Genomic DNA, 22,099 nt, shown 5'->3' on the forward strand with positions numbered 1-22,099 from the left:
ATAGATAACGGTGTTTATAACAGTGTTTATAACGACGGTGACGGTTTCAGCTAGATAGGAATAGGTTAAAGATAAGGGGCATAAACAAGAACAGACAGGGAATTCGTCTTCACTCACGCTATGTTCACCTTTCAAAAGGGTTGTTCATTAAGGTTCCGGTAAAAGGCGATGAAGCATGTCGGGTTTACAAAAAATTAAAGAATTAAAACAACGCAAAGTAGAGCGTGCCGAAACCGAGTTTCGCAATGCTAAAAAAACACTTAATGAATTAAAGATTCAATATGAGGCCGCTGTAAATGAAAGCATACGCTATACCAGTTGGCGCATTGAAGAAGAAGATCGGTTGTATCAGTGTATTGAGAAAAAAATACTGCAACTCAAGCAGCTTGATACATTACGAGAGCGAATTGCATTAATGCATGAAAAAGGCGCAGCGCTTAATCAAAAGGCTTTAGAGCTAGAAAATAGTGTTGAGAAGGCTGAAAAAGAAAAAGCAAAGTGTCAGAAGGCGTTGCGCAAAGCAGAAAAAGATGTTGAAAAATACCAATTATTAATTGAAGAAACCGTAAAGCTTGCTCGGATTTTTCAGGAAAGGCAATCGGAAGAGTTGTTGGATGAATTTGCAAGCGCCAGAATGAGATAAGCTGCCATGCCTACCGTACAAACAGAAAAACTAAATGAAGCCAGCCGTGAGCAAGTGGTTGCGTTGCCGCCCATTAAACGTGATCGGTCGATGACTTCAACAGAAATGCAAGCGGTAAAAAATTTTAAGAACAAAGTAAAAGAAGATAAAAGTAAAGATGAAGGCTCCAAATTTTTAAAGCACCTAGAGGGGTCAAATTTGTCTTTAAAGAAAGCAGTATTGGACTCTGCAGTGGCAAATGTACGTGAGTTAGGCAGTAAAAATGTTTATAAGGATACAGTAGAGACGTTATCAAAAAGAGATCATTTCTCTGTTGCCGAAAATCATGGTCAGGAAATATCTAAAATCACTAAAACGACTGGAAAGGCCGAAGCGGTCGGAAAGGTTGAGGCGACCGGAAAGGTTGAACCGACCGGAAAGGTTGAGGTGACCGGAAAGGTTGGGGCGGCCGGAAAGGTTGGGGCCACCGGAAAGGCTGAAGCGACTGGAAAGACTGAAGTGGCCGGAGAGACAGAAGTAATCGGAAAGGCTAAAGCGACTGAGAAGACTGAAACAACAGAAAAGGCTGAAACGACACATCTGGAAACCCAGTTGCCCATTGGTGAGATTGTTGTCATTCAAAAAGTCGTGACGCAAGAGCTGGAGTCACTACTGCAGATTCAGATAGAAAAAGTAAAGGCGACCAGCCAAGCCTCAATTTCAACTTCGGCTGAACAAAAAATAAAAGTGCAGAATTCAAATATCGAACTCAATGCTCTGGCAAAGAGTGCAACGCATGCACAAATAATCATTGGTTCAGACAAAAATGTTGAGATTGATGTGCAAGTCCTTAGCGGAAAAATAAATGTAAATATTAAAAATAACACTGAAATTGCAGGCAGTGGTTTAGTACGTGATGCGTTAGCAGTTGATGGTACAGTGAGTGAAGATGCGGTACAAAACAGAACTGTGGTTAATTCGCTCACCAGTGCAGAATCCGTGAATTCGCTAAGAGAGGTGCTGGAAAGTAAGTACCCTCACTTGCAGATTAATGTAGGGGTTCAGTTATTAAATAAAAACGAGACGCTTCAGGATCAGCAATTTGGCGAGACATTATTGAGCCAAAAGGAAGAACGTGAACAAGACCATCGAGATGATGATGAACGACGAGATCAACACTCGGCGTATTTTGAGGAAGAGTACAGTGAGGGATAACCATGGAGTTAGTTAATTTACCAATAAATAAAATGAGTAAACGTGAAGTGAAGCTGAGCAATATTTTATCGCAATATGAATTGCGGTGGGAGGTGGGTGAAGTAGATCAATACCCGTATGCTGAGCAAGAGGCGCATTCCGCTTTTCAGCGTATGCCGAAGATTGAAATCGTCGAAATGAATGCCGCCTCAACCTTTCCGAATGGTATGGTCAATATTGGCTTTGTATCGGTAGAAGAAGATCTACATTGGCAGTTACTCATTAATGGTGATGATGTTGAAGAGTTGTTGCTCCCTTGGTTAAAGGGAGCGAAGCTGAAAAGCTTGCCTAAAGCACTCATTACCGCAGCATGCGAACTTTTCTTAGATCAATGCGAAGGTATAAAAAAGCAAATTCGCATTAAAGAGGTTTCTTATCCGTGTAAGGTGCCGCAGGTTGAAGAGTCACAAGATGCGCTGCGCTTAACCTTAAAATTGGGTGGTGGCGCTAAGTATAGAGAGGCATACCTGGTCAGTGAATCGTCAGCTTTATGCCAATTGATCAGTCAGTACGGAAAAAAAAGAAAAACCACTCCGTTACCAGATTTAAAAACTCAGTTTTTATGTGGTCAAGCTGAGCTGAAGATTGATGACATCAGTGCATTGGAATGCGGTGATGTATTGCTATTGCCGGCGAGTTTTAAGAAAAAACACAGTGTATTAGTGCTGATTGAAGGTAAACCTTATTGGCGAGCAATGCTTGAATCAGATGGTGTGCGACTACTAGAACCTGGAGTGATGTTAATGAACGAAGAAAATGATAATACGATCAGCGGGGAAGAAGCAGACTGTAGTTTTGAAACAGACTATGGTTCTGAAACAGACTATGGTTCTGAAACAGACTATGGTTCTGAAACAGACTATGGTTCTGAAACAGACTATGGTTCTGAAACAGAAAGCCATTCTGAGTCAGTAAATTCGGGCAATCCAGCCAGTGTTGACGATATTAAACTTACCGTTCAATTTATGCTGCCCAGTGAAAAGATGTCGGTCAGTGAGTTGCAATCTCTGTCGCCAAATTACGTATTCACGTTAGAAGACGGTGCTCAAGAAAATATTACTATTGTGGCAAACAATCAGCGTCTGGGTAAAGGGCAGTTAGTGAACATTGAAGGTCGGATAGGGGTTTGTATTCAGGAGTGGTTGGGCAATGGGTGTTAGTTTTCTTGGAGGCGACTTAGACCATATCTCCCTGATTTTGGTGTTAGGGGCATTGGCATTGGTGCCTTTCTTGGCGGTAATGGGAACCTCCTTTGTTAAAATTGTGGTGGTGTTTTCCCTCTTACGTAACGCACTAGGTGTTCAGCAAGTGCCGCCGAATATGGCATTATACGGTGTCGCGTTAATTCTAACGCTCTATATTATGGCGCCGATTGGTTATGATATACAAGAATTTGTAGATGCAAATCCGCATTTAACCGAATCTGCTGAAAATTATAAAGAATTATTTGATGGTGCCATACAGCCCTATCAAGCTTTTTTACATAAAAACACATCAGACGTTGAGAAAGCCTTCTTTTTAGATACGGCAAGAGAAATCTGGCCCGAGCGCCATGCCGATAAAGTCTCTGAAGATAGCCTGCTAGTATTAATGCCTGCATTTACGGTTAGTCAGGTTACCGAAGCGTTTATTATTGGATTTTTAATTTACCTACCGTTTCTTGTCATTGATTTAATTGTATCGAATGTATTGTTGGCGATGGGCATGATGATGGTATCACCGATGACCATATCTCTCCCATTTAAATTACTGTTATTTGTGGTGTTGGATGGTTGGACAACGCTGACTCACAGTTTAGTTATGGCGTATTAACCTATCTAAATTATATAACTTTATTTTTCAATTAACCCATCGTAATTTTTTGGTTAACGAAAGAGTATTCAAGTGGACGTAAGTGAATTAATGAAGCTAGCTCAGGAGGCGATGGTGTTGGTGTTGCTGTTGTCACTGCCGCCCATTGTTGCGGCATCTCTCGTGGGCACGCTCGTAAGTTTGATACAAGCGCTAACCCAGATACAAGAGCAAACCTTAGGGTTTGTATTGAAGTTAGTCGCGGTTATTATCTCTTTGATTGCCACCGGTCATTGGATGGCGGCTGAGCTGGTACAGCTTGGGCGAACCGTGTTTACCAGTATTTGAGTGCGGCAATAAACACTATGGACTGGAATATCAGCGATATTGATACCATGATCGAGACTTACTCGCTAGCGCTTCCCCGCGTGTATGTCGTCTTTACCATTCTACCAATTATGAGTAAAACTTTATTGGGCGGTGCAATGGTACGAAATGGTATTTTGCTTAGCTTATCTCTCTTTATGTTTCCTTTAAATGAAGGAACCCTAGAGACAGAACTGAGTAAGTTAGATTATCTCTCGATTTTACTCAAGGAAGCAGTCATTGGTTTAGTGATTGGTTTGGTCATTGCCATTCCTTTTTGGATTGCGGAAGGGGTCGGTTTTATTATTGATAACCAGAGGGGGTCGACCATGGGAAATATGGTGAACCCGCTGTCTGGAGATGAAACCTCACCGTTGGGCGTGTTTTTAAGCCAGTTGTTAAATACCTTTTTTATTATTAGCGGGGCGTTTTTGCTAATGATGGGGGTGATTTATCAGAGTTATGTTTATTGGCCTATTGGTAAGATGATTCCGTTAGATTTAACCGGGACGGATGTTTTTATTTTTTCGCAACTAGATTTTTTAATGCGCTCCATTATTTTGTTCTCTGCGCCGGTAGTGATTGCCATGTTTCTCTCAGAGTTTACCTTGGCGTTAATTAGTCGTTTTGCACCTCAGTTAAATGTATTCTTTCTGGCGATGCCCATTAAAAGTATTGTCGGCATATTCATTCTTATTTTGTACGTTAAGTTACTGATGGGGAATATTGATTCAATTGTAGAGAGTACATTTGATGACATGTATACCTTTATGCAACAGCTACAGGAATCATCATGAGTGGTGACAGCAGTAGTTCGAAAACAGAACAACCCACACCCAAAAAGATACGGGATGCGAGAGAGAAAGGCCAGGTCGCCAAGAGTAAAGAGGTGGTCTCACTGGTATTGTTGCTCGCCATTATGGGGTGCTTTTGGTTATTTAGTGAAAGCATGTACTTGCGAGTTCGGGCGTTATTTGAGTTGCCTCAACGATATGCGAGTTTGCCGTTAGATCAGGTGATTTTTCCTGCATTAATGGATGCGCTAATGGCAGCCTCTGTTATTTTGGCGCCTATTTTAGTCACGACATTTCTTTTTGCGATTATTGCTAATGTGGCACAAACCGGAGGTGTATTTAGCGGAGAGTCTATTAAGCCAAAGTTGCAGAATATCAGTTTTGTTAATGGCTTTAAAAAAATTTTTAGCCCGCAAAACGCCTTAGAGTTTGTGAAGTCTATTATTAAAATTGCAGTGCTCAGTTATATGGCGTGGTATGTACTTAAAAGTGATATGCAAGTGCTGATGAACATTCCCGAATGTGGTGCGGAATGTGCGCTGTATATTAGTGGCTCTATGTTGATGAAGCTCATACTCTACTGCTTAGGTGTGTTTATATTCTTGGCTGGCGCCGATTTTGGCCTAGAGCGATTTATGTACTTCAAAAAACTAATGATGTCTATTGATGAGGTGCGCCGTGAATACAAAGAAACGGAAGGTAGTCCAGAGATTAAGGGCAGGCGCAAAGAGCTGCACCGCGAACTGATGAACGAAGAAGTCGTAAAAAAACGTGTTACCCAATCGGATGTGCTGATAACGAACCCCACCCATTTTGCTGTCGGTATTCGGTATGATCAGGAATTATCTCAGTTACCCTTTATTATGATTAAAGGTGAAATGAAGTTGGCAGAAAAAATTAAAGGTATCGCCAAAAAAGCGGATGTGCCGATAGTAGAAAATATCCCTCTAGCGCGGGCGTTATACGCGAAGCTAGAAATAGATGAAAAAATTACGGAAGAATTTGTAGAGCCGGTGGCGGATGTGATTCGTTGGTTGAGAGATCAATCGGATGCTTAAATTGATTGTGAAAAATTTAATAGATGCTGAAGCTGTTATTTTAAATTTAGAGTATCAAATTCAGTATTTTATAGAGGGGTGAGAATGTGAATATAAGTGGAATGCTCTTGAGTGCGGCGCAAAAAATTGGGAAAGCAAGTCTAGCTTCGAAAAAATCTATGTGTCATATGGGGTCGTCTACGGTTTCATTTTTGCGCTCATGTATACGATCTGCTCCCATGTTCGGTAATGGTTCTGGTGTAGGTGCCTTTGACGAAAGTCAGAAGCAAGGTGTCCCTAAGCCAAAGGAAATAGTGTCACATCCAAACAATATAGACTTAACCTCTGCCTTGCGAGCATCTGGCAATGCAGATGAGCAAGGCGAAAATGAGGGTTTATTAATAAATCATAGTGATGGTAATTCGAGTGAGCTGCTTGGTGATTTTGATTCTTCTAGCGTGGAAAATGGTATTTCTTCTATAAATCGTGAGTCTCAAAATTCGGAAGGATTAGATGAGCGGAATGTCGATGATGTTAGTGTCTAGTGTTGTGAGCTTTTTGGTTGGGGTGCTTAAAAGTTGGATTGAATGGAGTGGTCAGTATGAGAGTGGTGCTTTGTTTGGTTTTTTTACTTGTTTTGATGTCAGTGGTTTTTTTCATGATTGTTAGTCTCTCTCCTTTGACGATTAAAGTAAGGTGTCACAAAGAGTGTGATGAATAAAAATGATTTTTAATGTTAAATAAGTGTTGAGGCGGGAGTGATTATGGGTTTGGATTTTCAGAGGTTGATACAAGAGTTAGCGGTAAATTTAAAACAACCATTAATGGACCCTATTGAAGATGCCTGCCGAATTTCTTGGGACGGTATAGATCTGTTTGTGTATGCGCATGTAGAGGGTGAGAAGGGGTTAATTATTTTGACGCTGGAGTTTGGTGAGCTGTCTTCTGAGCCAAATGTGAGTTTTCTTGAAAAGATGCTTTCAGGAAATTATCTGTGGGCGATGAGTGAGTATGCAACCTTGTCTATTCATCCGGAATCAAAAAAATTAACGCTTTGTGATCGATTGTTTGCCGAAAAAGTTAATGCTGACATGCTTACGAAGCGTGTTGGTCAGCTTTATCATGCGGCGCTATATTGGAAGGGTGCGGCGGAAGAAGAAAATAATCAATATTCTAGTCATAATGATTTAAATTATGCTTCTGGTCGGTATGAATTTTTAACGAAAGTATAAAAATATTTTAAGTATTTTTATCACAAGCTCTGCATCTAGGCTCAGTCAGCTCGTGAAAAAAGTGGCTAATTGAATAATCAGTGTATTTATACCTCCGCGACTCGAATACTCGCCGCCCATATTGAGCGCAGTCAATTACCTAACACACAAAAATCGATATAAGCGATTTAATCTTTTGAACAGTAACGTGCGCGCAGACAAAAATCACAAAGAACATCCACACAACCAATCAGATGAGACTATAAGTACTGCTAATCAGTATTACCTGTTATAGAGAACGTAAAACCTGCACGCGCACTTTACGCCAAGATTGAAATTGACCAAAAAATTACCGCTGAATTTGTCGAGCCTGTTGCTGACATTGTTCGTTGGTTGTATGAACAAGAAAACTCTGAATTAACCTAGAAAATTTATTAGGAGCATAAAAATGAACATCGATTTTCCCCGACTAATCCAAGAACTCGCCGTCAATCTGCAGCAGCCTCTTATGGACCCTGTAGAAGATGCCTGTCGAATTTCCTGGGACAACGTCGATATGCACGTTTACTATCATGATGATAATGGCGAGAATTTAGTCATACTCACATTGGATATTGGCGAAATTCCTGCGGGTGCCGAACAACGCGTATTTCTATTAATGCTACAAGCCAACTATCTGTGGATAGCCAGTGAGTACGCTACATTGTCTATAAACCCTGAAAGTAATCGAGTCGCCATATGTGACAAGTATAATGCTGAGTTGGTGAATGCAGAGCAGCTCACTGAACGCGTTAAGAAACTTTATCAGGCAGCGGTGTATTGGCAGGAAATTATTGCCGATGAAGCTCAACATACCGCTACCGAAGGGGTGAGCATAAAGGCAGGATTTGAAAATGACTTTGCAATAAAAATCTAAAGGAACCTCTGATTAACCTCGAATGGTTTCTGCGTGAGTCTAAAATGGGTTCAGGCTAGGCGTGTTTTGCCGCTAATGGCCGTCGTCCTTAGCCAAAAATACAACAACGGCATAAACGCATTTTGACCACGCCAAGCCACGGGTCAACCTCACTTGATTCCACGGAGTATTCGCACCCAATAGCCAGCACCGTGTTCAAGTGACGCCGGCTAAACATGGTGTGCTGGATGTTGCGGCAAATATGGTGCTAGAAAACCCGGTGGATACCCAGGTTAATACGAATAGCGAATTACATGTTTATTTTTTTCTGGCAAAAGATGACCTTTACTATGTGAAACGCAGTGGCCGTGATACGGTATTCACCATTGGTAAGAGTGACTATGAAAAAGTGGCAGAGATAAACCTTCAGGCATTGGTCGCCAATAAAGAGGATACTAATGGTGCTGCCGATAACACGGCAGAGCCAAGCGAGCTTTCTGACCTTTCTTCGTAATTTTCCCCTTTATCTCTCAGGTAATCCCCCGTTTAGCCGGGGGGATGTGAATTGTAGAATATGAAGCATTAGCCAACCTATGTTTCAAGACACCGCTTCCTATGGACCGATATTATTCCTTAAGCTTCGTTTCTTCTTTTTCTGGAGATGATTCGCCGCTAGTGGTATCTGAATCATCTGTGCTTGAAGTATCGAAATCTACAGTGGACACATCATCCGCTATTAACCTAGAAAACGTGAGAGCCTTTTGATCACTTAGAGCTGCGATAGTATCTTCATCAATATTTTTTAGCGTATAGTTGTCGTCCCCCATATCAGAGTACACCGTATCAGAGTGCACCGTATCAGAGTGCACCGTATCAGAGTGCACCGTATCAGAGTGCACCGTATCAGAGTGCACCGTATCAGAGTCGATGTCGTTTCTCCTTACAACTTCTGCCATAGGCAGATTAAATTCCTCGCCTAGCAGTTCTAACTCTTCTCCCGAAAGAAGGGAATTAGAATCAAAACTAACATCAGCATCTACTTTTACCTTACGATTAATTACTCCGTCAATTTCCCTCTCCAATTCGAGCAAGCTTGGATTTTCTTCAGCTTCAACTCCTATCACCGTTGATTGGTCAGTTGACACTGATGTTTCTAAACCTGTTATCGCCAACGGCCCGCTTAAAACTGAACTTAGCTCCCATGCTGTAGGTGGTTCACTAGGTTGATTACTTGTCCGGTTAAAAATACTGGGGAAACGATTCAGTAAGCCATTTCTGGCATTCTGAAAAGCATTTCGAATACCTGACATCGCTCCTCTGCGGATCTGTCTCGGCTGTGGGGTATTGCCCCGTACTCCTGGTGATCTTCTGCGAAAAAAGTTTTGCAGGCGATGCCCCAGTCGCCTGCGCTCGTTTCCTGCAGTAGAGGGTTGTTTATCGGGAGCCTCTTTTTTTCCTTTGTCACTTTCATTCATGATTGTTTTGAGTGACATTGACGAGTTGTTAACGCTATTTGATCTAGGCATAGATTCCTCTTACAAAGGTTTACATTTTGTGACTGGACTTCAAGTATCCAGAGGATATCCGTCGAGTCATTTACACCACTAATGCGGTTGAGGCAGTGCAACGGCAATTTCGAAAATTAACCAAGACGAAAGGTGGCTCTGCTAATGAAAACAGTTTGTTGGAGTTGCTGTGTGTTGGAATTTTGAACAGATTCAATTTTCATAATCTTTTGCAGTAACGCTACCTTTCACCGCTAATTTGTTGTAGTTCATGTAAATAGCCATATTTGTTATTCCTTGTGCAAAATAGATAAAGGATTATTCTCTCGATATCGATCATGTTAATTGGCCACTCTGAAATGCTTTACCAAACGTTTCTGTCTAACTTATACTGAGAGCACAAAAAAAAGGTTGCACTTTTTTTACAATTCTTTCAAAAAAATATTTTATCAAAGAAACACTCTATTTTTATCCAATAATTGAAAGTCTTTTTTACCTTTCTCGGTATATATTTTTAGCTTCTCTCCATGTCGGTTAGTCAACATCTACACAACAGGATTCGCACGGTGAGACGCATTGATAAAACAGGGCATCCGTACTTCACTCACCCTCTACAACACCTCATAAATAGAGATGATTCAACGCCGTAGATAGATCTGTGAAACATCGGAACTTTTATTACCTAAAGGACGCTCAAATGAATAATCAAAACAACCGTGGTAAAACCTCATGGGTGGGCCGTCTGGCTTTGCAAAAAATGTAGGCCTTCTCGCAAGGCGCTTTATACGTCCTATACCCAAGTGCTTCGGCATATTTATTAACAGAAACTACAGAAGGAGTTAACTATGGTTGGTAGCATTCCACGAAAAATTACAAGTACATCCAGCACCAGCTTCGATGACACTAGCTCAACTAGAAGTGATGAAACTAATGGTACTAGGAATAATGGCACTTCCACCCAAAATAGAGAGTCGGCCCGCTTAGCCCTAGATCGAAACTTAGGTACTCGTGTAACCGATCAAGACAGTGCTGATGATGCCATGCCAAATAATATGGAAGCCCTTAATGCACCAAGAAATAACGGTCGTGGGGGAAGGAATTTTTTGGGCGACCTACGTAACAGAATTGCTCGCATGCTTCAAAGATGGACAGCGAGATCACCCACTCCAGTACGCTCCAATGTGGAGCCGGAGTTTGAAGAGGTTATCCAGGTGGAGGAGTCTCTTGAAGATAGGGAGTCAATTCCAGGAGCTCAAGACTTAATATATAGCGAAGGAAATCGAGTTCATGGGCGGGGCGGCGTACATCCGTTTGTCGAGCTGATAAGACACTACGATACACCTACTACTGAGATGCTCCCAGAGAGTAACCAGTTATTAACCCGAGATTTATTGGATGCTGCCCAGATACCAGAAGCCCAGATACTAGAAGCCCAGATACCAGAGGCCCAGATACCAGAAGCCCAGATACCAGAAGCCCAGATACCAGAAGCCCTAGCACTAGACAGTAATTCCCACGAATCGATAGCGTTAGCGGAGATTGTTTCTGACCCAACTCCCATTTCACCAGAACAAAGAGAAACTGAGAACGAGGATACAAGTCTCGAGCGAACCACAACAACACCCGAGCTCGTAAACGTAGATGATGACGAAGAGTTCATGACAAACCTACCAGCTGCGCCAACGCATCCAGTTGATATTCAAGGTCAAGGTGAAGAAGAACCTTTACTTGAGGGTGAGTAAGAAAAACGGCCCTTTTCACGGGCCGCCTGAGCGAATGCAACTAAAGATCTGATCGGCCGTACAATACTACTGTCAATGGAACGAGTATCTATTTTGGTGTTAGTTTTCAGTTGTAATGAATTGAATATTCAGATGAACCCCAGCAATGCTGGGGCCACAAAGAGGTTTGGCTACTTAGGTTTGCCTACTTAGGCCTTAGGTTTGGCTTCTTTAGAGTTCAAGATCGGGTAGGTAACTTAAGTGACATCCGAATGATGCCTATGATTCCCCTCGGTACTTTCGCTTTCTGCAAGGGCATTCCACAGTGTATCATCTTTGATTTTTAGCTCCTTGAATAGTTTTTTTATTGTATCCTGGCTGACATAGAAGTCGAATTCAGAACCGCTCGCAAAACCCCTTTCAATTTCAGGCAGCTTGTCTTCATCGATACCTGTAATATCTGACCAATATTTATTTGTTATGGGGACGTCTTGATTCACCTTCACGGCCATTAACATAGCCGCAGCGATTGTTCCCTTATCTAGGGTTCTATTTTCATCGCGTAAAATATAGTTTGATAAAAAGTGTGATGCCAAGACCATTGCCGCGTCGCCATCGTTTGCAGGTTTTTCATCGCTATAGGTGTTAAACCATGTATCCACAGCGTTGGCTAGTTTTTCCAGATATTGCCCAGCATCATCTAGATCTATAAAGCACATTTTATCTTTACCAACGGCAATATGTTTTTGCATGTTGTCAATAATGGTTTTTGCCAATTCTCGTCTATTCACTTTTTTGGGATCAGAATCCGTTGATTCATTCGCGTTGTGCAATATACCTTGAATAAAATCTGGGAGTGGTGAGCTATCGTTTGAGCTATCGTTTGAGCTAGCTCTATTTAAAGGCTCGGGTGATGGTTTATTATTTTTGGCTTCAAAAGAATCTTTGAAAAAATTGCTTAAACTTTGGGAAGAACTCTTCAATAAACTGTCTACATCTACATCTACATCTACATTATTCGGTGCTGAATTGCTCAAATGTCGACTACTTTCGGAAGAGCTTCGATTAAAGTGTGCATAAGCTGTTGTAGTGTGATTAAAGTGCTGAGTTGGGCCTATAGATATAGGTTGTTTCTGTACGCCCGCGTGATGCTTTTTATGTTTTCTTGCGGGTCTACTACGATGCAAAGCATCTTTTAAACGTTGCTTTAATGCCTTGAATGTGCGAAATCTACCATGCCTAGCGCCTCCTTCGTTGCCTTGTGTGGCATCTCTTGTTTGGCCAACACCCCGGTTTGGGGAAAATCCATTAACTGGTGTATTTGTCATTAGGCTTACCTCTATCATTTGGGGCTACTGGGTCGTGCTTTCTGGTTTGTTTTGACAAAATTTGTGCTAGAAGATTTAGATCAACTCGTAGGCAGTCATTCCCGAAAAGCGCAATAAATTAACTTCTTGTTGTAACGCCACGACTGTTTTCATGCAGCGATTATATAATAATGGCTAGGCGACGTGTGAGTATTTTAATGCGCGCTTGAATATATCTGAACGCATAGCTGGTATAAGAGATAGACATGTCAATACTACTTTGTTGCCAAATGCTAACCAAGCTACATTTGCCAATTCTACGCTCAATCAGAACGTTTACGAAGGAGACCGATATAATACTATTGAAGCAAAAGCGGCAGCATGGATAGCACACTGTTCATTTACGATTAAGCGTCAAAATAACTGGACTCAAGAAGTGCAACGAATAGCCGGAATTATTCATAATAAAATAAACACAAATGTGGATTTAACGGATATCAATGATTTAGACCGACTACATCGAGAAATCCTTGGCACTAATTATCAACCTAGATACCGTCCCGCTGCATTTATCGTTGGGGATCATGGTTTTTATGACGGTAATGGTCGATTAGGTTGCATAGCATTTGCGATTGCTACGATCCAACAAAATATTGCTGCCAACAATAACAATAACAATAACAACGCCAATTTTGTCGCACCTGACAAGCCAACTGAACAACAGATGCATGGATTAGGTTAAACCTTAGCTCATCAATGAGTGGTGCTCTAATCCCATTGTCAAACCCTATCGACAGGCCAGAGAAATGTTCGGTCTGTCGTTTTAATTACCTGAGCGATCTGCACAAAAAAGCCATTAGCGTTGATGATAAGCAAAAACCAGATAAAGTTGCAATAATGCATCGATTCCAATCTCGTTATCAGACAGTCTTTCCAGTGTGACATTAGGTTGAAATTTCATCTTGTCTCTTTTATTAATTTGTTTTCTATAAAGTAATTGTTGATGCATTTTTAAGCGACGCTTTGGGGTGGCACGCTTTGTTATGCCGATACTCAATAGAACCGAAAACGTGATGATTTCGCTTTATATTTCTTGGTGTGTTTTTTAAGGCAAGTGCAAACTTTTTAATCTATGGAAAAGAGTTAGAGAGTAAAAAGAGCGCCCAATGCTCTACATGTTTATTTTTATTCTCCCATGACGCCTTTTGTGACTCCGTCGAGTGTGTTTTTCAGTATTACTTATCAACGATGCGAACGAATACAAGCAGTAACAGTGCACATCGAACAAAGGGGTATTAAACGTGAGTGTTGTTTTATCCCGTACCTAACCAACGACAGCAGTGAATGGAAATGAAGTTAGTTCAACATTTGAGCGATCTGTGTAAAGAAATGGCGATGGTGATGCCTTTACAGGATGCAGAAGGCGCTTATACCGTAGCCTTTTATCGTTTATTTAATATACGGTTTTTAATCAGTCATAACAGTATTGTGTTATTAACCGAGGGCTTATGCGATGCCGCTACGCAAGAGAATGCATGGGCTTCTATAGAAGAGGCGCTTCATAAAAGCTATGGGTGGCCGGGCTTGTCTACGAGCTTGAGTGTGAATGATGGAGGTGAGTTAGTGGTGCAAACCCTCATTAACGAAGGTTGTACCTACGATACTTTTTTTGATTTGACGAATGCGCATTGCAATTTTTGCGAGAGGTTATTAGGTGAAATACGTCGAGTGCCAGATACGAAAGTGAATTATCATGCGTTTATTACTCCTTAAACTTTTTTTCTGTGCGTTACTGTCTTCAACGCTGTCTTATGGGCAAAATCTACGAGGGGAGCCTTTTGCGTTTTACGGCGAGGAACAATCGCTGGCAAATGTGCTCACGGCCATTGCCACTCACGCCCGTTTAGGGGTGCGTATTCATGAAGATATTGATGCGGATTTTAGTGGTCACCTTAAACAGCGTACCGCCGAAGATGCTCTTAATTATTTAGCGGCCAGTTACGATTTGGTGTGGTACAACGATGGTTCCACCCTTTATGTTGACCCCATTAATGCGCTAGAAACCAAACTGTTTCATTTAAACCACTTGGCCGCCAGACAAGTGAAGCGCACCATGCAGAGCTTGTCTATTTGGGATGCTCGATTTGAGTGGCGGGCACTGCCTGATGAAGCTATTTTGATGGTCTCTGGGCCACCTCGTTACCTAGAACTGACGGACGAGACCATCGCCCTTTTAAAACAACAGCGTGAAACGACGGATCAAGATAATTTAAGCGTAAAAATATTTGCGCTAACTCATGCTTCAGCAACCGATCGTCGTGTCACGTTACGAGGAGAAGACATTACTTTACCTGGTGTGGCGACCTTATTGCAGGGGTTGTTGACAGGAGGGGGCGCGACAGAAGGTGGTGGTTCTGAATTAACCACGTTTAATGATGGTTTTCAAAATGGGCGCACACTGGAAGATGATCGTGTCTCACGTGAGAATCGTGCTTCACTCAACAATGGTACGTCTGTTAATAACAGCTCATATCGCAGTCGTTCATTTAATAGTGATGCTTTTCAGCGTGAGGCATTCAGTTCAGAAAATACATTCAATTCAAAAAACACACTCAGCTCAGAAAATACATTTCGTTCAGAAAATGCAATTCGTCATGGTAGATCAGTCAGCCAACTTCAACGCCGAGAGGTTGGTGCCCAGCGCGCTCGCGGAGTTAATGGTGCCCCTCACCCACAAGCGGCTATTTATGCAGACCCCGGCAGTAATTCGGTCATTGTGCAGGATTATGCTTCGCGCCTGGCGTTGTACGCTGATTTAATTGCACAGCTCGATCAAGCTAAACCTCAATTAGAAATTAGTTTGTTAATTATCGATTTAACGGCGAATTCATTACGGGATTTGGGCGTCGATTGGACAGTCGCCACTAGGCAAACCGGCAGAGGGCTGTTGGATTTGGTATTGCCCGGCGCTTCTGCGGTGGCCGCTGAAACCCTCGGGCAAACCAACGCTGATTTTTTGGCAACAGTCTCTGCGCTGGAGTCGCAAGGGAAAGCACGAGTGACATCTCGCCCGGCTGTGGTCACAGAGAACGGAATGGAAGCCTTACTGGATAACAACGAAACGTTCTTCGTGCGAGTCCAAGGTGAGCGTGTAGCCTCTTTAGAGCAAATTACCTTTGGAACATTATTGCAGGTGGTGCCTAGAATCGTAGAGAGTACAAAGAATGCCGATTCACCGTTAGTGAGCTTGGATGTCACCATTGAAGATGCGAGCCGTTTGGCCGATGGCGGTGTTGATGCTCTGCCTTCCATTCGTAATACGCAAATCAGTACGCGTTCGTCCGTGCCGAATGGTGGCTCATTATTAATTGGTGGGTATTACCGCGAGGCGACCACCAGTAACCGAAATGGTGTGCCTATTTTAGGGAAATTACCGGTACTGGGGAATTTATTCAGTCACACCGGTGACAACAATTCTCAACTTGTGCGCTTATTTATGTTGAGCCCGCGCATTTTATCAGACAGTGTTTTCACTCAATCAGAAAATTATTCCGAAAACAGCACACTCACACATTCTCAACAAATACGACAGCTTGCAGATTTATCCAATTACAATCCGGAAATAAATCGCCTGCGTTATAACGGCGTCTGTGAGTCTGCATTGAGTGCGCGACAACGACGAAATCAGTATCGCAAAGACAATATTGCGACCCGAATCATGCCCTGTGATAACACGGATAACGATAAATCAAATGAAACTTACCGAGTGGTGCCCCTGTGACAACATTATGGAAATTACGCATTCTTAATGGCGAACATGCCGGAGCGGAAGTGTCATTGTCCCAGGCCATGGTGTTGGGGGGTGATGAAGAAAACGCCGATTTGGTACTCAATGACGATTTTATTTGCCCATTGTTGGCTCGATTACATCCTGAAGAACAAGGGGTAAAAATAGAACTGTTGGATGACGCCATTACACAGATACTGGGGGCGGATTCTGATGAGGTGTATATGCCTCTGCAAACCGTGTTGTGGTTGGGGGAACTCGCCATCGCGTTGTGTAGTAATGATGAAACCTGGTCTCAAGAGATCATTGATTTTGATGCGCAACATCCAGCACCTGAGGTAACTCAGGAAGCGGCGGACTCAGAGCCCCTAGATTCAGAAGAGGATTTATTCGGAGACAATAATGAGAAAAAAAGAAGTGAAGAAACCGCTTCTGAGGGTGCTTTAAAATCGGCGTCGGCCCATCGTAAATTCATAGAGACTTTTTCTCGGCTGACAACACGCAAAAAAATGCTGATTGGTGGTTCGGTAGTCGGTACTCTGGCCATCGCTATGGTAATCGTGGGCAAAGGGGTAATCGCGGATAACTCTGTGCCCCCGGGCTTGGATGGCAGAGAGACGTTGGTCGGCTTACAAAGTGAAAGTGCGAGCGGAGCCATTAAGTACACTCAGGCGTTGTCAGCGTTGCTAGAGGGTGAGGTTTATTCCTCAGTCTTTGTAATGGAATCTGATGCGTCTGATTACGTAGAAGTCTCCGGTTATGTTGCAGATGATGTGACTTTGGCACGTTTACAGGATGAGGTGGCACACATTAATGCTCGAATCAGTATTAATGTCTATAGCTTAGAGCAAATACAACGCTCCGCACAATTGGTGCTCAATCACCTTGGCTTGGTTGCGGAACAGATTAAAACAGGTGAGGGACCAGGTTATTATATTGCGGTCATTGATGGTGATTTTATGGAAGCTTGGGAGTCTGCACAGCGGTTATTATTGTCTGATATCCCAGGGTTGCAGGGGTGGGATTTTGAAGTGAAAACCACGCTCACCCCCCTGGAAAGATTAAAACAACTCACGGCCAATTTAGGCTTTGAACATCGGCTTTCTTATTCTGAAACAGACGATGCGATCCAAATCATTGGACGGCTTAATTCTGTCGAAGAAAAAGAATTAAACCAAACAATGCAAAAATTTCGGGAGCGGGTCGGGGAGTCGCCGTTGGTGGAATACCTTCCTCCTAAAAATTCTGAGCGAGTGTTGAGTTTAAATGATGTGGGCATTGCAGGAGTTCGTACCGGTAAGGCACCGTATGTAACACATCAAAATGGGAACCGTTATTTGCTTGGGGCTCGATTACCAAATGGAATTACGTTGCAAGATATACGTGAGGGAGAGATTCATATTTTGCATAGAGGGGTAGAGCGCATTATCCGATACGAGAAAAATAACCTCCAATTAACAGATGTGAATAACTCTGCAAGCCGGTATGAATAAAGCATGATTTTGTGTTGTAAGAGAAGATTTTGCATCTGGATAAAAATTTATATATTAATTAAATTCGTATTTAAAGAAATGGCTTTGTTTTTAAAGAGGAGGTGTTATGTTTGGAGTGGATTTAGAGTCGATGCGAAAAAATAATGAGGTGGTAGATTTTTTAAATCAATCTGCTAATGAAGTGCGAATGCAGTTGCGTATTCCGCAGACGCCTGACGATATTAAAGTATTGGAAAAGAAGCTGGTGGCGATTGAGTCAGCATTAACGATTGCTGAGAAAACAAATTTTAAGACGTTATTTTAAACATGGTTTCTAATGAATGGTGTTTTCTGATCTCAGTTGATGGTCTCTCAAGTTTTTAAACGTCCAAAATGTTAACCGCCCGAAATATTGTGGGCATATTTTATTTATGATGGAGATATTATTATGGCATATACTTCTATTGATGCACATTTTTCAATTGAGTCGGCTTCGGCAGTGCTTTCCCCTGCAGCCAGTACTGTGAGTACCGATATGAATACTCAATCTGCGACATTGGCTGCGAATCCTGATGATCCGTCTGCACTGGCAAACTTTAATGCGGCGGTAGCAAAGTGGTCGGTAGTTATGAATGTGGTTTCTACGATCAATAAGACAGTGAAAGACGCATCTATGTCTATTGTACAGAAGATGTGATCACTATGGAGTTATCAAAAGTATTAGCGGAAATCGCAATACAGGGCGTTTTCGAGGGGATGGTGTCGCATTCAAAAGTGATTATTGGGTTCCTCGAAAATGAACCCATCAGTGAGACAGCGAAACTTAGCTTGCTCTCACTGGTGCTGATGAGCGAAGACAATTACCTAGGTGTGGTGGAATTGTTAGAGACCTGGTGTGAGCAGGAAACAACATTGGATACCGCTCATGCTTATTTAGCGTTAGCGTATTGGCAATTGGCTAGAACCGAGCAGGCTGTGCAATGGTGTCATCGAATTATTACTGAAAGTTCGGATACCACTACACAAACTTTAGCCCATGAAATTTTAGCACAGGTAGGCACCTAGCCGTGATGTATGTCTTACCTTATGTGTGTAGTGAATAGGAGCAAATAATGGATGCGATATCTGGTGTGCCACCGGTTGATGTAAACAGTACGTTTTCGCAGCAAGAGAATTTTTCACCCTCTGAGGATATCGGTGGGCCCCGAGATATTGCCGGAGGGGAAGATGCCTCGCTAGGGGATAAATTTTTTCAAATATTATCTGAGACCAAGCGGGAAATAAATGAAAAAACCAGTGAAATTCAAAGTACATTAAAAGTCGATGAACTTACTCCGATGGATTTAATCCGATTGCAGTATGAAATCGCGGAAATCACCATTCAACAAGAGCTCATTAGTAAAGGGGTTTCTAAGAGTACTCAAAATGTTGACACCTTATTAAAGGCGCAATAATTATGTTTAGATTGAAGTGTATTGGGCTTGGCCTAACCTGCCTATTGCTCATGGGATGTAAAGTTGAGTTATATTCTGGTCTTCAAGAAAAAGAAGGGAATGAAATGCTCGCGTTACTTCTTTCTGAGGGCATTAAGGCAGAGAAGGCGGCAGGTAAAGGCGGGAGTATTAACCTTAGTGTGCAGGAAGATCAACTGACGCAAGCAATGGATCTTCTATCTCGCCATTCTTATCCACGAAAAAAATACGCCTCAATCAATGATGTTTTTCCGCAAGGCGGATTGATTCAATCGCCAATGGCTGATAATGCACGGTATGCCTTTGCGATGTCGCAAGATATCGCATCAACCTTATCGAATATTGATGGCGTGCTGACGGCGAAAGTACATTTGGTATTACCAACTGAGGAAGCGAAGAATAAAACCAAAAAAGAAGAAGAGAAAAAGTTTGCTAAAGCGTCTGTCTTTATTAAATACGATAGTAAGGTGCCGATGAAGTCTTACATTCCCCAAGTGAAAGCAATGGTGGCGAATTCGGTGGATCAGCTTGACTATGAAAACGTCGCCGTGGTGATTTTTCCCGCAGCGTCAAATTACGCAAAAAGATAAGAGTGTTCGTTCATGTCTGGATGTCGTGAGCAAACCGTCGTCGATGAGAGTCCTGTTTTTTCTGGCATAGAGACAGTTAATCATTTAGAGACAATTAATGATTTAAAGACAATGCCAATTGATGAGGTAAAAAGTTTGCTTTGCAGTGAGGTTTTTCAAGGTTGGATGCAATTGAATAACTCGCCTGCTACTTGGCTGCATAAAAGTTGGCAAGACTATGCCTTTCCGCAGGTGCACAGGCAATTATTGCAATGCAAAAGCGTGCAGAGCTGGGTAAAGAAAATACTTGAATTACAGGGAATAGAGTGGCGATTTTTCAGTACACCATTGGCGCGAGTTCTCTTTGCCCCTACACAACGTTTGGAGCGTATTATGACGGTATTGGGGGCGCTGTGTTATCGTATCGAATCGAAAAAAATCATCGAAAAGCGTTTCCATCAGCAATTGTCACTGTATTTAGATCGGGTCTCTCTCGATTATATTGAAAAAACGGGCCCACTATTATTAGCGCAACCTCCGCATTTGTTTGAGCGACTGAAAGCGTGTGTGCCCGTATGGAATACACACTCGCAAGCGTTGGTAAATTTAACCGCCATCGGTGAGTTTATTTTCACTAAAGCCTTAGAGAGGGAATATCTCAAAGGGGAAGGTCTCAAGGCGGAAGATTTTAAAGCGAAAGGCCTCAGAGTGAAAAATCATTCCAGTGCTGAGAAAATACGTGTTTGGCAACAATATTGTTCGCTGAAACTTCCTCGTAGAGAGACTACAGCACCGGATTTTGAATCGCTTGATATCAGCGCTATTAGTGAAAATGAGTTGTCCCGACTTTCTATTCTTATTCGTAAAATTATTCGTCATTTGGAGCCACAATGTCTGCCGCTATTAAAATAACTCCTCAAAAGCTTACGATAGATGCCTCGACGAAAATCGTGAAACGCAGTGAGTATCAGTACTTCCTAGAGGGGGAGGCGATTGTGGCGGAAGCGAAAGAAAAAGCAAAGCAGATTGTTAAAGACGCGGAGCGAGAAAAGCAAAAAGCGTGTGAGGAAGGTTATCGGAAAGGCTTTGAGGCGGTGCAATCAGAACAAGCAGAGATAGTCTTGACCACCTTGAAGCAAGCTCAAAAATTTCTCGAATCACGCGCAGACAATATTGCCAATTTGGTGATTGAGGTATCTCGAAAACTCTTGGGTGAGATGGAGCAAGAAGCTCTCGTATTAAAATTAGTCGAACAAGCTTTAAACACGCAATACAATGTCCAGAAAGTCATATTGCGTGTGGCACCACAACAGTATTCTGTATTTTCTGAGCGCGTTAAAGCCATTCGAAGCCAGTATTCAGGCATTAACCAACTAGATGTTAAGGAAGATGACCGGGTGAATGTTGGCAGCTGCTTAATGGAGACGCCAATGGGTATTTTAACCATTGATTTGGAATCGCAATTGAATGCTATTGAAAGAAGCTTAAGTGGGGTCTCTGAGAATACGCACCTTGACACCTCTTCATAGTCTCATAGTCTCATAGTCTCATAGTCTCATAGTCAGTTTTAACTTTCGAAAAAATAGAATAAAGAGTTCAATTTTATCCGATTTTATAAGGGCTCCATCGAATGGATAATGACCTCATTCACCATTAACCAGTGAGGTCACAGCATGAATCTTTTGGTCGTTAAAAGCAGCGTATTTGGGCAGGGCGGGCAGTCTAGCGGGTTGGCGGAGACGTTTTGTCAACAATGGAAAGCTCGATATCCGGATGCCGACGTCGTGGAGCGAGACGTGGTGGCAAACCCTATTCCTCATTTGGACGGTGAGCGCATTGGGGCCTTGTTTTCTGACCCCGAAACACGCTCTAGCGAGCAACAGTCGGTGGTTGATTTTGCGGACGATCTCCTGGAAGAGCTGACCCGTGCGGACGCGATTGTACTGGCGGTGCCCATGTACAACTTCAGTATACCCAGCCAGCTTAAAGCCTGGATGGATCATCTTGCTCGGGCGGGTGTAAGCTTTAAATACACAGAAAATGGCCCGGTGGGATTACTGAAAGACAAGCCCATTTATGTTTTGGCGGCCCGAGGAGGGGTCTATCAATCTTCGGGGCAAGATTACCAAGCGCCGCTGTTAAAACAGTTTTTTGGTTTACTGGGGTTTGAATCGTTGAGGTTTGTCTATGCGGAAGGTTTGAATCTTGGTGAGGAGTCTAAAGCATCTGCACTCAATGATGCCACCCAACACATTGCTAATTTGGTTGCGGCGTTTGAATTGGGTGATGCCTAGTT

General features: G+C 42.5%; 27 protein-coding genes and 1 pseudogene. 26 read left to right on the forward strand and 2 right to left on the reverse strand.

Annotated features, from left to right (window positions below; genetic code table 11):
• Nucleotides 1–175 precede the first annotated feature (175 nt).
• The 12 genes from sctO to LU351_RS08675 all read left to right on the forward strand — a co-directional run bounded on the left by sctO (nt 176) and on the right by LU351_RS08675 (nt 8,484).
• Nucleotides 176–643 (forward strand): type III secretion system stalk subunit SctO, encoded by a 468-nt coding sequence (sctO, locus tag LU351_RS08625; RefSeq protein ID WP_232593666.1) that lies wholly within the window; start codon nt 176–178, stop codon nt 641–643.
• 6 nt (nt 644–649) lie between these two features.
• Nucleotides 650–1,837, forward strand: coding sequence for a hypothetical protein (locus tag LU351_RS08630; protein ID WP_232593667.1), 1,188 nt, complete (start codon nt 650–652; stop codon nt 1,835–1,837).
• Nucleotides 1,838–1,839: 2 nt separating this feature from the next.
• Nucleotides 1,840–3,036: a type III secretion system cytoplasmic ring protein SctQ gene (gene sctQ / locus LU351_RS08635; RefSeq protein ID WP_232593668.1), complete on the forward strand. Its 1,197-nt coding sequence runs from the start codon at nt 1,840–1,842 to the stop codon at nt 3,034–3,036.
• Complete coding sequence (gene sctR / locus LU351_RS08640) at nt 3,026–3,688, forward strand: type III secretion system export apparatus subunit SctR (protein WP_232593669.1); 663 nt, start codon at nt 3,026–3,028, stop codon at nt 3,686–3,688. Before sctQ ends, sctR begins: the two co-directional genes overlap by 11 nt.
• A 72-nt stretch (nt 3,689–3,760) precedes the next feature.
• The gene (gene sctS, locus LU351_RS08645; protein WP_284284898.1) at nt 3,761–4,015 is read left to right on the forward strand and encodes a type III secretion system export apparatus subunit SctS; all 255 of its coding nucleotides are present in this window, start codon (nt 3,761–3,763) and stop codon (nt 4,013–4,015) included.
• Between the two features lie 17 nt (nt 4,016–4,032).
• Nucleotides 4,033–4,830: a type III secretion system export apparatus subunit SctT gene (sctT, locus tag LU351_RS08650; protein ID WP_232593670.1), complete on the forward strand. Its 798-nt coding sequence runs from the start codon at nt 4,033–4,035 to the stop codon at nt 4,828–4,830.
• The gene (gene sctU / locus LU351_RS08655) at nt 4,827–5,885 is read left to right on the forward strand and encodes a type III secretion system export apparatus subunit SctU (RefSeq protein ID WP_232593671.1); all 1,059 of its coding nucleotides are present in this window, start codon (nt 4,827–4,829) and stop codon (nt 5,883–5,885) included. Before sctT ends, sctU begins: the two co-directional genes overlap by 4 nt.
• Before the next feature lie 86 nt (nt 5,886–5,971).
• On the forward strand, nt 5,972–6,409 hold the full coding sequence (locus LU351_RS08660; protein WP_232593672.1) for a hypothetical protein: 438 nt from the start codon (nt 5,972–5,974) through the stop codon (nt 6,407–6,409).
• A gap of 219 nt (nt 6,410–6,628) precedes the next feature.
• Nucleotides 6,629–7,096, forward strand: coding sequence for a type III secretion system chaperone (locus tag LU351_RS08665; RefSeq protein ID WP_232593673.1), 468 nt, complete (start codon nt 6,629–6,631; stop codon nt 7,094–7,096).
• A 270-nt stretch (nt 7,097–7,366) separates the two neighbouring features.
• Nucleotides 7,367–7,501 carry an EscU/YscU/HrcU family type III secretion system export apparatus switch protein gene (locus LU351_RS21030; protein WP_416053946.1) on the forward strand — a complete coding sequence of 45 codons (135 nt, stop codon included), beginning with the start codon at nt 7,367–7,369 and terminating at the stop codon, nt 7,499–7,501.
• Nucleotides 7,502–7,523: 22 nt separating this feature from the next.
• Nucleotides 7,524–7,991 (forward strand): type III secretion system chaperone, encoded by a 468-nt coding sequence (locus LU351_RS08670; protein WP_232593674.1) that lies wholly within the window; start codon nt 7,524–7,526, stop codon nt 7,989–7,991.
• A 199-nt stretch (nt 7,992–8,190) separates the two neighbouring features.
• Nucleotides 8,191–8,484, forward strand: a complete 294-nt coding sequence (locus tag LU351_RS08675; RefSeq protein WP_232593675.1) for a hypothetical protein — start codon at nt 8,191–8,193, stop codon at nt 8,482–8,484.
• Nucleotides 8,485–8,596: 112 nt separating this feature from the next.
• Here the strand turns inward: LU351_RS08675 and LU351_RS08680 are convergent, their stop codons facing one another.
• Nucleotides 8,597–9,496 (reverse strand): hypothetical protein, encoded by a 900-nt coding sequence (locus tag LU351_RS08680; RefSeq protein WP_232593676.1) that lies wholly within the window; start codon nt 9,494–9,496, stop codon nt 8,597–8,599.
• Between the two features lie 38 nt (nt 9,497–9,534).
• Between LU351_RS08680 and LU351_RS08685 the strand changes: the two are divergent.
• Together LU351_RS08685 and LU351_RS08690 are read left to right on the forward strand one after the other, a co-directional pair.
• Nucleotides 9,535–9,681, forward strand: a pseudogene (locus tag LU351_RS08685) (transposase); the annotation flags it as partial.
• A gap of 639 nt (nt 9,682–10,320) precedes the next feature.
• Nucleotides 10,321–11,217 (forward strand): hypothetical protein, encoded by an 897-nt coding sequence (locus LU351_RS08690; protein WP_232593677.1) that lies wholly within the window; start codon nt 10,321–10,323, stop codon nt 11,215–11,217.
• Nucleotides 11,218–11,453: 236 nt separating this feature from the next.
• On the opposite strand, the gene LU351_RS08695 is transcribed toward LU351_RS08690, so the two are convergent.
• Nucleotides 11,454–12,524: a cyclin gene (locus LU351_RS08695; protein WP_232593678.1), complete on the reverse strand. Its 1,071-nt coding sequence runs from the start codon at nt 12,522–12,524 to the stop codon at nt 11,454–11,456.
• A 205-nt stretch (nt 12,525–12,729) separates the two neighbouring features.
• Between LU351_RS08695 and LU351_RS08700 the strand changes: the two genes are divergently transcribed.
• The 12 genes from LU351_RS08700 to LU351_RS08755 all read left to right on the forward strand — a co-directional run bounded on the left by LU351_RS08700 (nt 12,730) and on the right by LU351_RS08755 (nt 22,097).
• A complete protein-coding gene (locus LU351_RS08700) occupies nt 12,730–13,245 on the forward strand; it encodes a hypothetical protein (RefSeq protein WP_232593679.1) in 516 nt (171 codons plus the stop codon).
• Nucleotides 13,246–13,853: 608 nt separating this feature from the next.
• Nucleotides 13,854–14,276 carry a hypothetical protein gene (locus LU351_RS08705; protein ID WP_232593680.1) on the forward strand — a complete coding sequence of 141 codons (423 nt, stop codon included), beginning with the start codon at nt 13,854–13,856 and terminating at the stop codon, nt 14,274–14,276.
• Complete coding sequence (gene sctC / locus LU351_RS08710; RefSeq protein ID WP_232593681.1) at nt 14,257–16,284, forward strand: type III secretion system outer membrane ring subunit SctC; 2,028 nt, start codon at nt 14,257–14,259, stop codon at nt 16,282–16,284. Before LU351_RS08705 ends, sctC begins: the two co-directional genes overlap by 20 nt.
• Nucleotides 16,281–17,783 carry a type III secretion system inner membrane ring subunit SctD gene (gene sctD, locus LU351_RS20895; RefSeq protein ID WP_232593682.1) on the forward strand — a complete coding sequence of 501 codons (1,503 nt, stop codon included), beginning with the start codon at nt 16,281–16,283 and terminating at the stop codon, nt 17,781–17,783. The genes sctC and sctD overlap by 4 nt, the downstream gene beginning before the upstream one ends.
• Before the next feature lie 106 nt (nt 17,784–17,889).
• Entirely contained in the window at nt 17,890–18,087 is a 198-nt protein-coding gene (locus LU351_RS08720; protein ID WP_232593683.1) for an EscE/YscE/SsaE family type III secretion system needle protein co-chaperone, read from the forward strand.
• A 123-nt stretch (nt 18,088–18,210) separates the two neighbouring features.
• Nucleotides 18,211–18,459: an EscF/YscF/HrpA family type III secretion system needle major subunit gene (locus LU351_RS08725; protein WP_232593684.1), complete on the forward strand. Its 249-nt coding sequence runs from the start codon at nt 18,211–18,213 to the stop codon at nt 18,457–18,459.
• 5 nt (nt 18,460–18,464) lie between these two features.
• Nucleotides 18,465–18,827 carry a hypothetical protein gene (locus tag LU351_RS08730; protein ID WP_232593685.1) on the forward strand — a complete coding sequence of 121 codons (363 nt, stop codon included), beginning with the start codon at nt 18,465–18,467 and terminating at the stop codon, nt 18,825–18,827.
• 47 nt (nt 18,828–18,874) lie between these two features.
• A complete protein-coding gene (gene sctI / locus LU351_RS08735; RefSeq protein ID WP_232593686.1) occupies nt 18,875–19,216 on the forward strand; it encodes a type III secretion system inner rod subunit SctI in 342 nt (113 codons plus the stop codon).
• Between the two features lie 2 nt (nt 19,217–19,218).
• Nucleotides 19,219–19,824, forward strand: a complete 606-nt coding sequence (sctJ, locus tag LU351_RS08740) for a type III secretion system inner membrane ring lipoprotein SctJ (RefSeq protein ID WP_232593687.1) — start codon at nt 19,219–19,221, stop codon at nt 19,822–19,824.
• 12 nt (nt 19,825–19,836) lie between these two features.
• Complete coding sequence (locus LU351_RS08745) at nt 19,837–20,715, forward strand: SctK family type III secretion system sorting platform protein (protein ID WP_232593688.1); 879 nt, start codon at nt 19,837–19,839, stop codon at nt 20,713–20,715.
• On the forward strand, nt 20,694–21,332 hold the full coding sequence (gene sctL / locus LU351_RS08750) for a type III secretion system stator protein SctL (RefSeq protein ID WP_232593689.1): 639 nt from the start codon (nt 20,694–20,696) through the stop codon (nt 21,330–21,332). The genes LU351_RS08745 and sctL overlap by 22 nt, the downstream gene beginning before the upstream one ends.
• A gap of 144 nt (nt 21,333–21,476) precedes the next feature.
• On the forward strand, nt 21,477–22,097 hold the full coding sequence (locus LU351_RS08755; RefSeq protein WP_232593690.1) for an FMN-dependent NADH-azoreductase: 621 nt from the start codon (nt 21,477–21,479) through the stop codon (nt 22,095–22,097).
• The last annotated feature ends 2 nt before the right edge of the window (nt 22,098–22,099 follow it).

The sequence above is a fragment of the Marinibactrum halimedae genome (genome assembly GCF_021234875.1).
Classification (GTDB): domain Bacteria; phylum Pseudomonadota; class Gammaproteobacteria; order Pseudomonadales; family Cellvibrionaceae; genus Marinibactrum; species Marinibactrum halimedae.

What these genes read in the sequence shown, in the direction of transcription:
- LU351_RS08755 (WP_232593690.1), top strand. Translation starts at nt 21,477, where the DNA reads ATGAATCTTTTGGTCGTTAAAAGCAGCGTATTTGGGCAGGGCGGGCAG.
- LU351_RS08705 (WP_232593680.1), top strand. Translation starts at nt 13,854, where the DNA reads ATGAAGTTAGTTCAACATTTGAGCGATCTGTGTAAAGAAATGGCGATG.
- LU351_RS08665 (WP_232593673.1), top strand. Translation starts at nt 6,629, where the DNA reads ATGGGTTTGGATTTTCAGAGGTTGATACAAGAGTTAGCGGTAAATTTA.
- LU351_RS08730 (WP_232593685.1), top strand. Translation starts at nt 18,465, where the DNA reads ATGGAGTTATCAAAAGTATTAGCGGAAATCGCAATACAGGGCGTTTTC.
- LU351_RS08725 (WP_232593684.1), top strand. Translation starts at nt 18,211, where the DNA reads ATGGCATATACTTCTATTGATGCACATTTTTCAATTGAGTCGGCTTCG.
- sctC (WP_232593681.1), top strand. Translation starts at nt 14,257, where the DNA reads ATGCGTTTATTACTCCTTAAACTTTTTTTCTGTGCGTTACTGTCTTCA.
- sctL (WP_232593689.1), top strand. Translation starts at nt 20,694, where the DNA reads ATGTCTGCCGCTATTAAAATAACTCCTCAAAAGCTTACGATAGATGCC.
- sctR (WP_232593669.1), top strand. Translation starts at nt 3,026, where the DNA reads ATGGGTGTTAGTTTTCTTGGAGGCGACTTAGACCATATCTCCCTGATT.
- sctO (WP_232593666.1), top strand. Translation starts at nt 176, where the DNA reads ATGTCGGGTTTACAAAAAATTAAAGAATTAAAACAACGCAAAGTAGAG.
- LU351_RS08720 (WP_232593683.1), top strand. Translation starts at nt 17,890, where the DNA reads ATGTTTGGAGTGGATTTAGAGTCGATGCGAAAAAATAATGAGGTGGTA.
- LU351_RS08690 (WP_232593677.1), top strand. Translation starts at nt 10,321, where the DNA reads ATGGTTGGTAGCATTCCACGAAAAATTACAAGTACATCCAGCACCAGC.
- sctI (WP_232593686.1), top strand. Translation starts at nt 18,875, where the DNA reads ATGGATGCGATATCTGGTGTGCCACCGGTTGATGTAAACAGTACGTTT.
- LU351_RS08745 (WP_232593688.1), top strand. Translation starts at nt 19,837, where the DNA reads ATGTCTGGATGTCGTGAGCAAACCGTCGTCGATGAGAGTCCTGTTTTT.
- LU351_RS08670 (WP_232593674.1), top strand. Translation starts at nt 7,524, where the DNA reads ATGAACATCGATTTTCCCCGACTAATCCAAGAACTCGCCGTCAATCTG.
- sctT (WP_232593670.1), top strand. Translation starts at nt 4,033, where the DNA reads ATGGACTGGAATATCAGCGATATTGATACCATGATCGAGACTTACTCG.
- LU351_RS08630 (WP_232593667.1), top strand. Translation starts at nt 650, where the DNA reads ATGCCTACCGTACAAACAGAAAAACTAAATGAAGCCAGCCGTGAGCAA.
- LU351_RS08695 (WP_232593678.1), bottom strand. Translation starts at nt 12,524, where the DNA reads ATGACAAATACACCAGTTAATGGATTTTCCCCAAACCGGGGTGTTGGC.
- sctQ (WP_232593668.1), top strand. Translation starts at nt 1,840, where the DNA reads ATGGAGTTAGTTAATTTACCAATAAATAAAATGAGTAAACGTGAAGTG.
- LU351_RS08680 (WP_232593676.1), bottom strand. Translation starts at nt 9,496, where the DNA reads ATGCCTAGATCAAATAGCGTTAACAACTCGTCAATGTCACTCAAAACA.
- sctU (WP_232593671.1), top strand. Translation starts at nt 4,827, where the DNA reads ATGAGTGGTGACAGCAGTAGTTCGAAAACAGAACAACCCACACCCAAA.
- sctJ (WP_232593687.1), top strand. Translation starts at nt 19,219, where the DNA reads ATGTTTAGATTGAAGTGTATTGGGCTTGGCCTAACCTGCCTATTGCTC.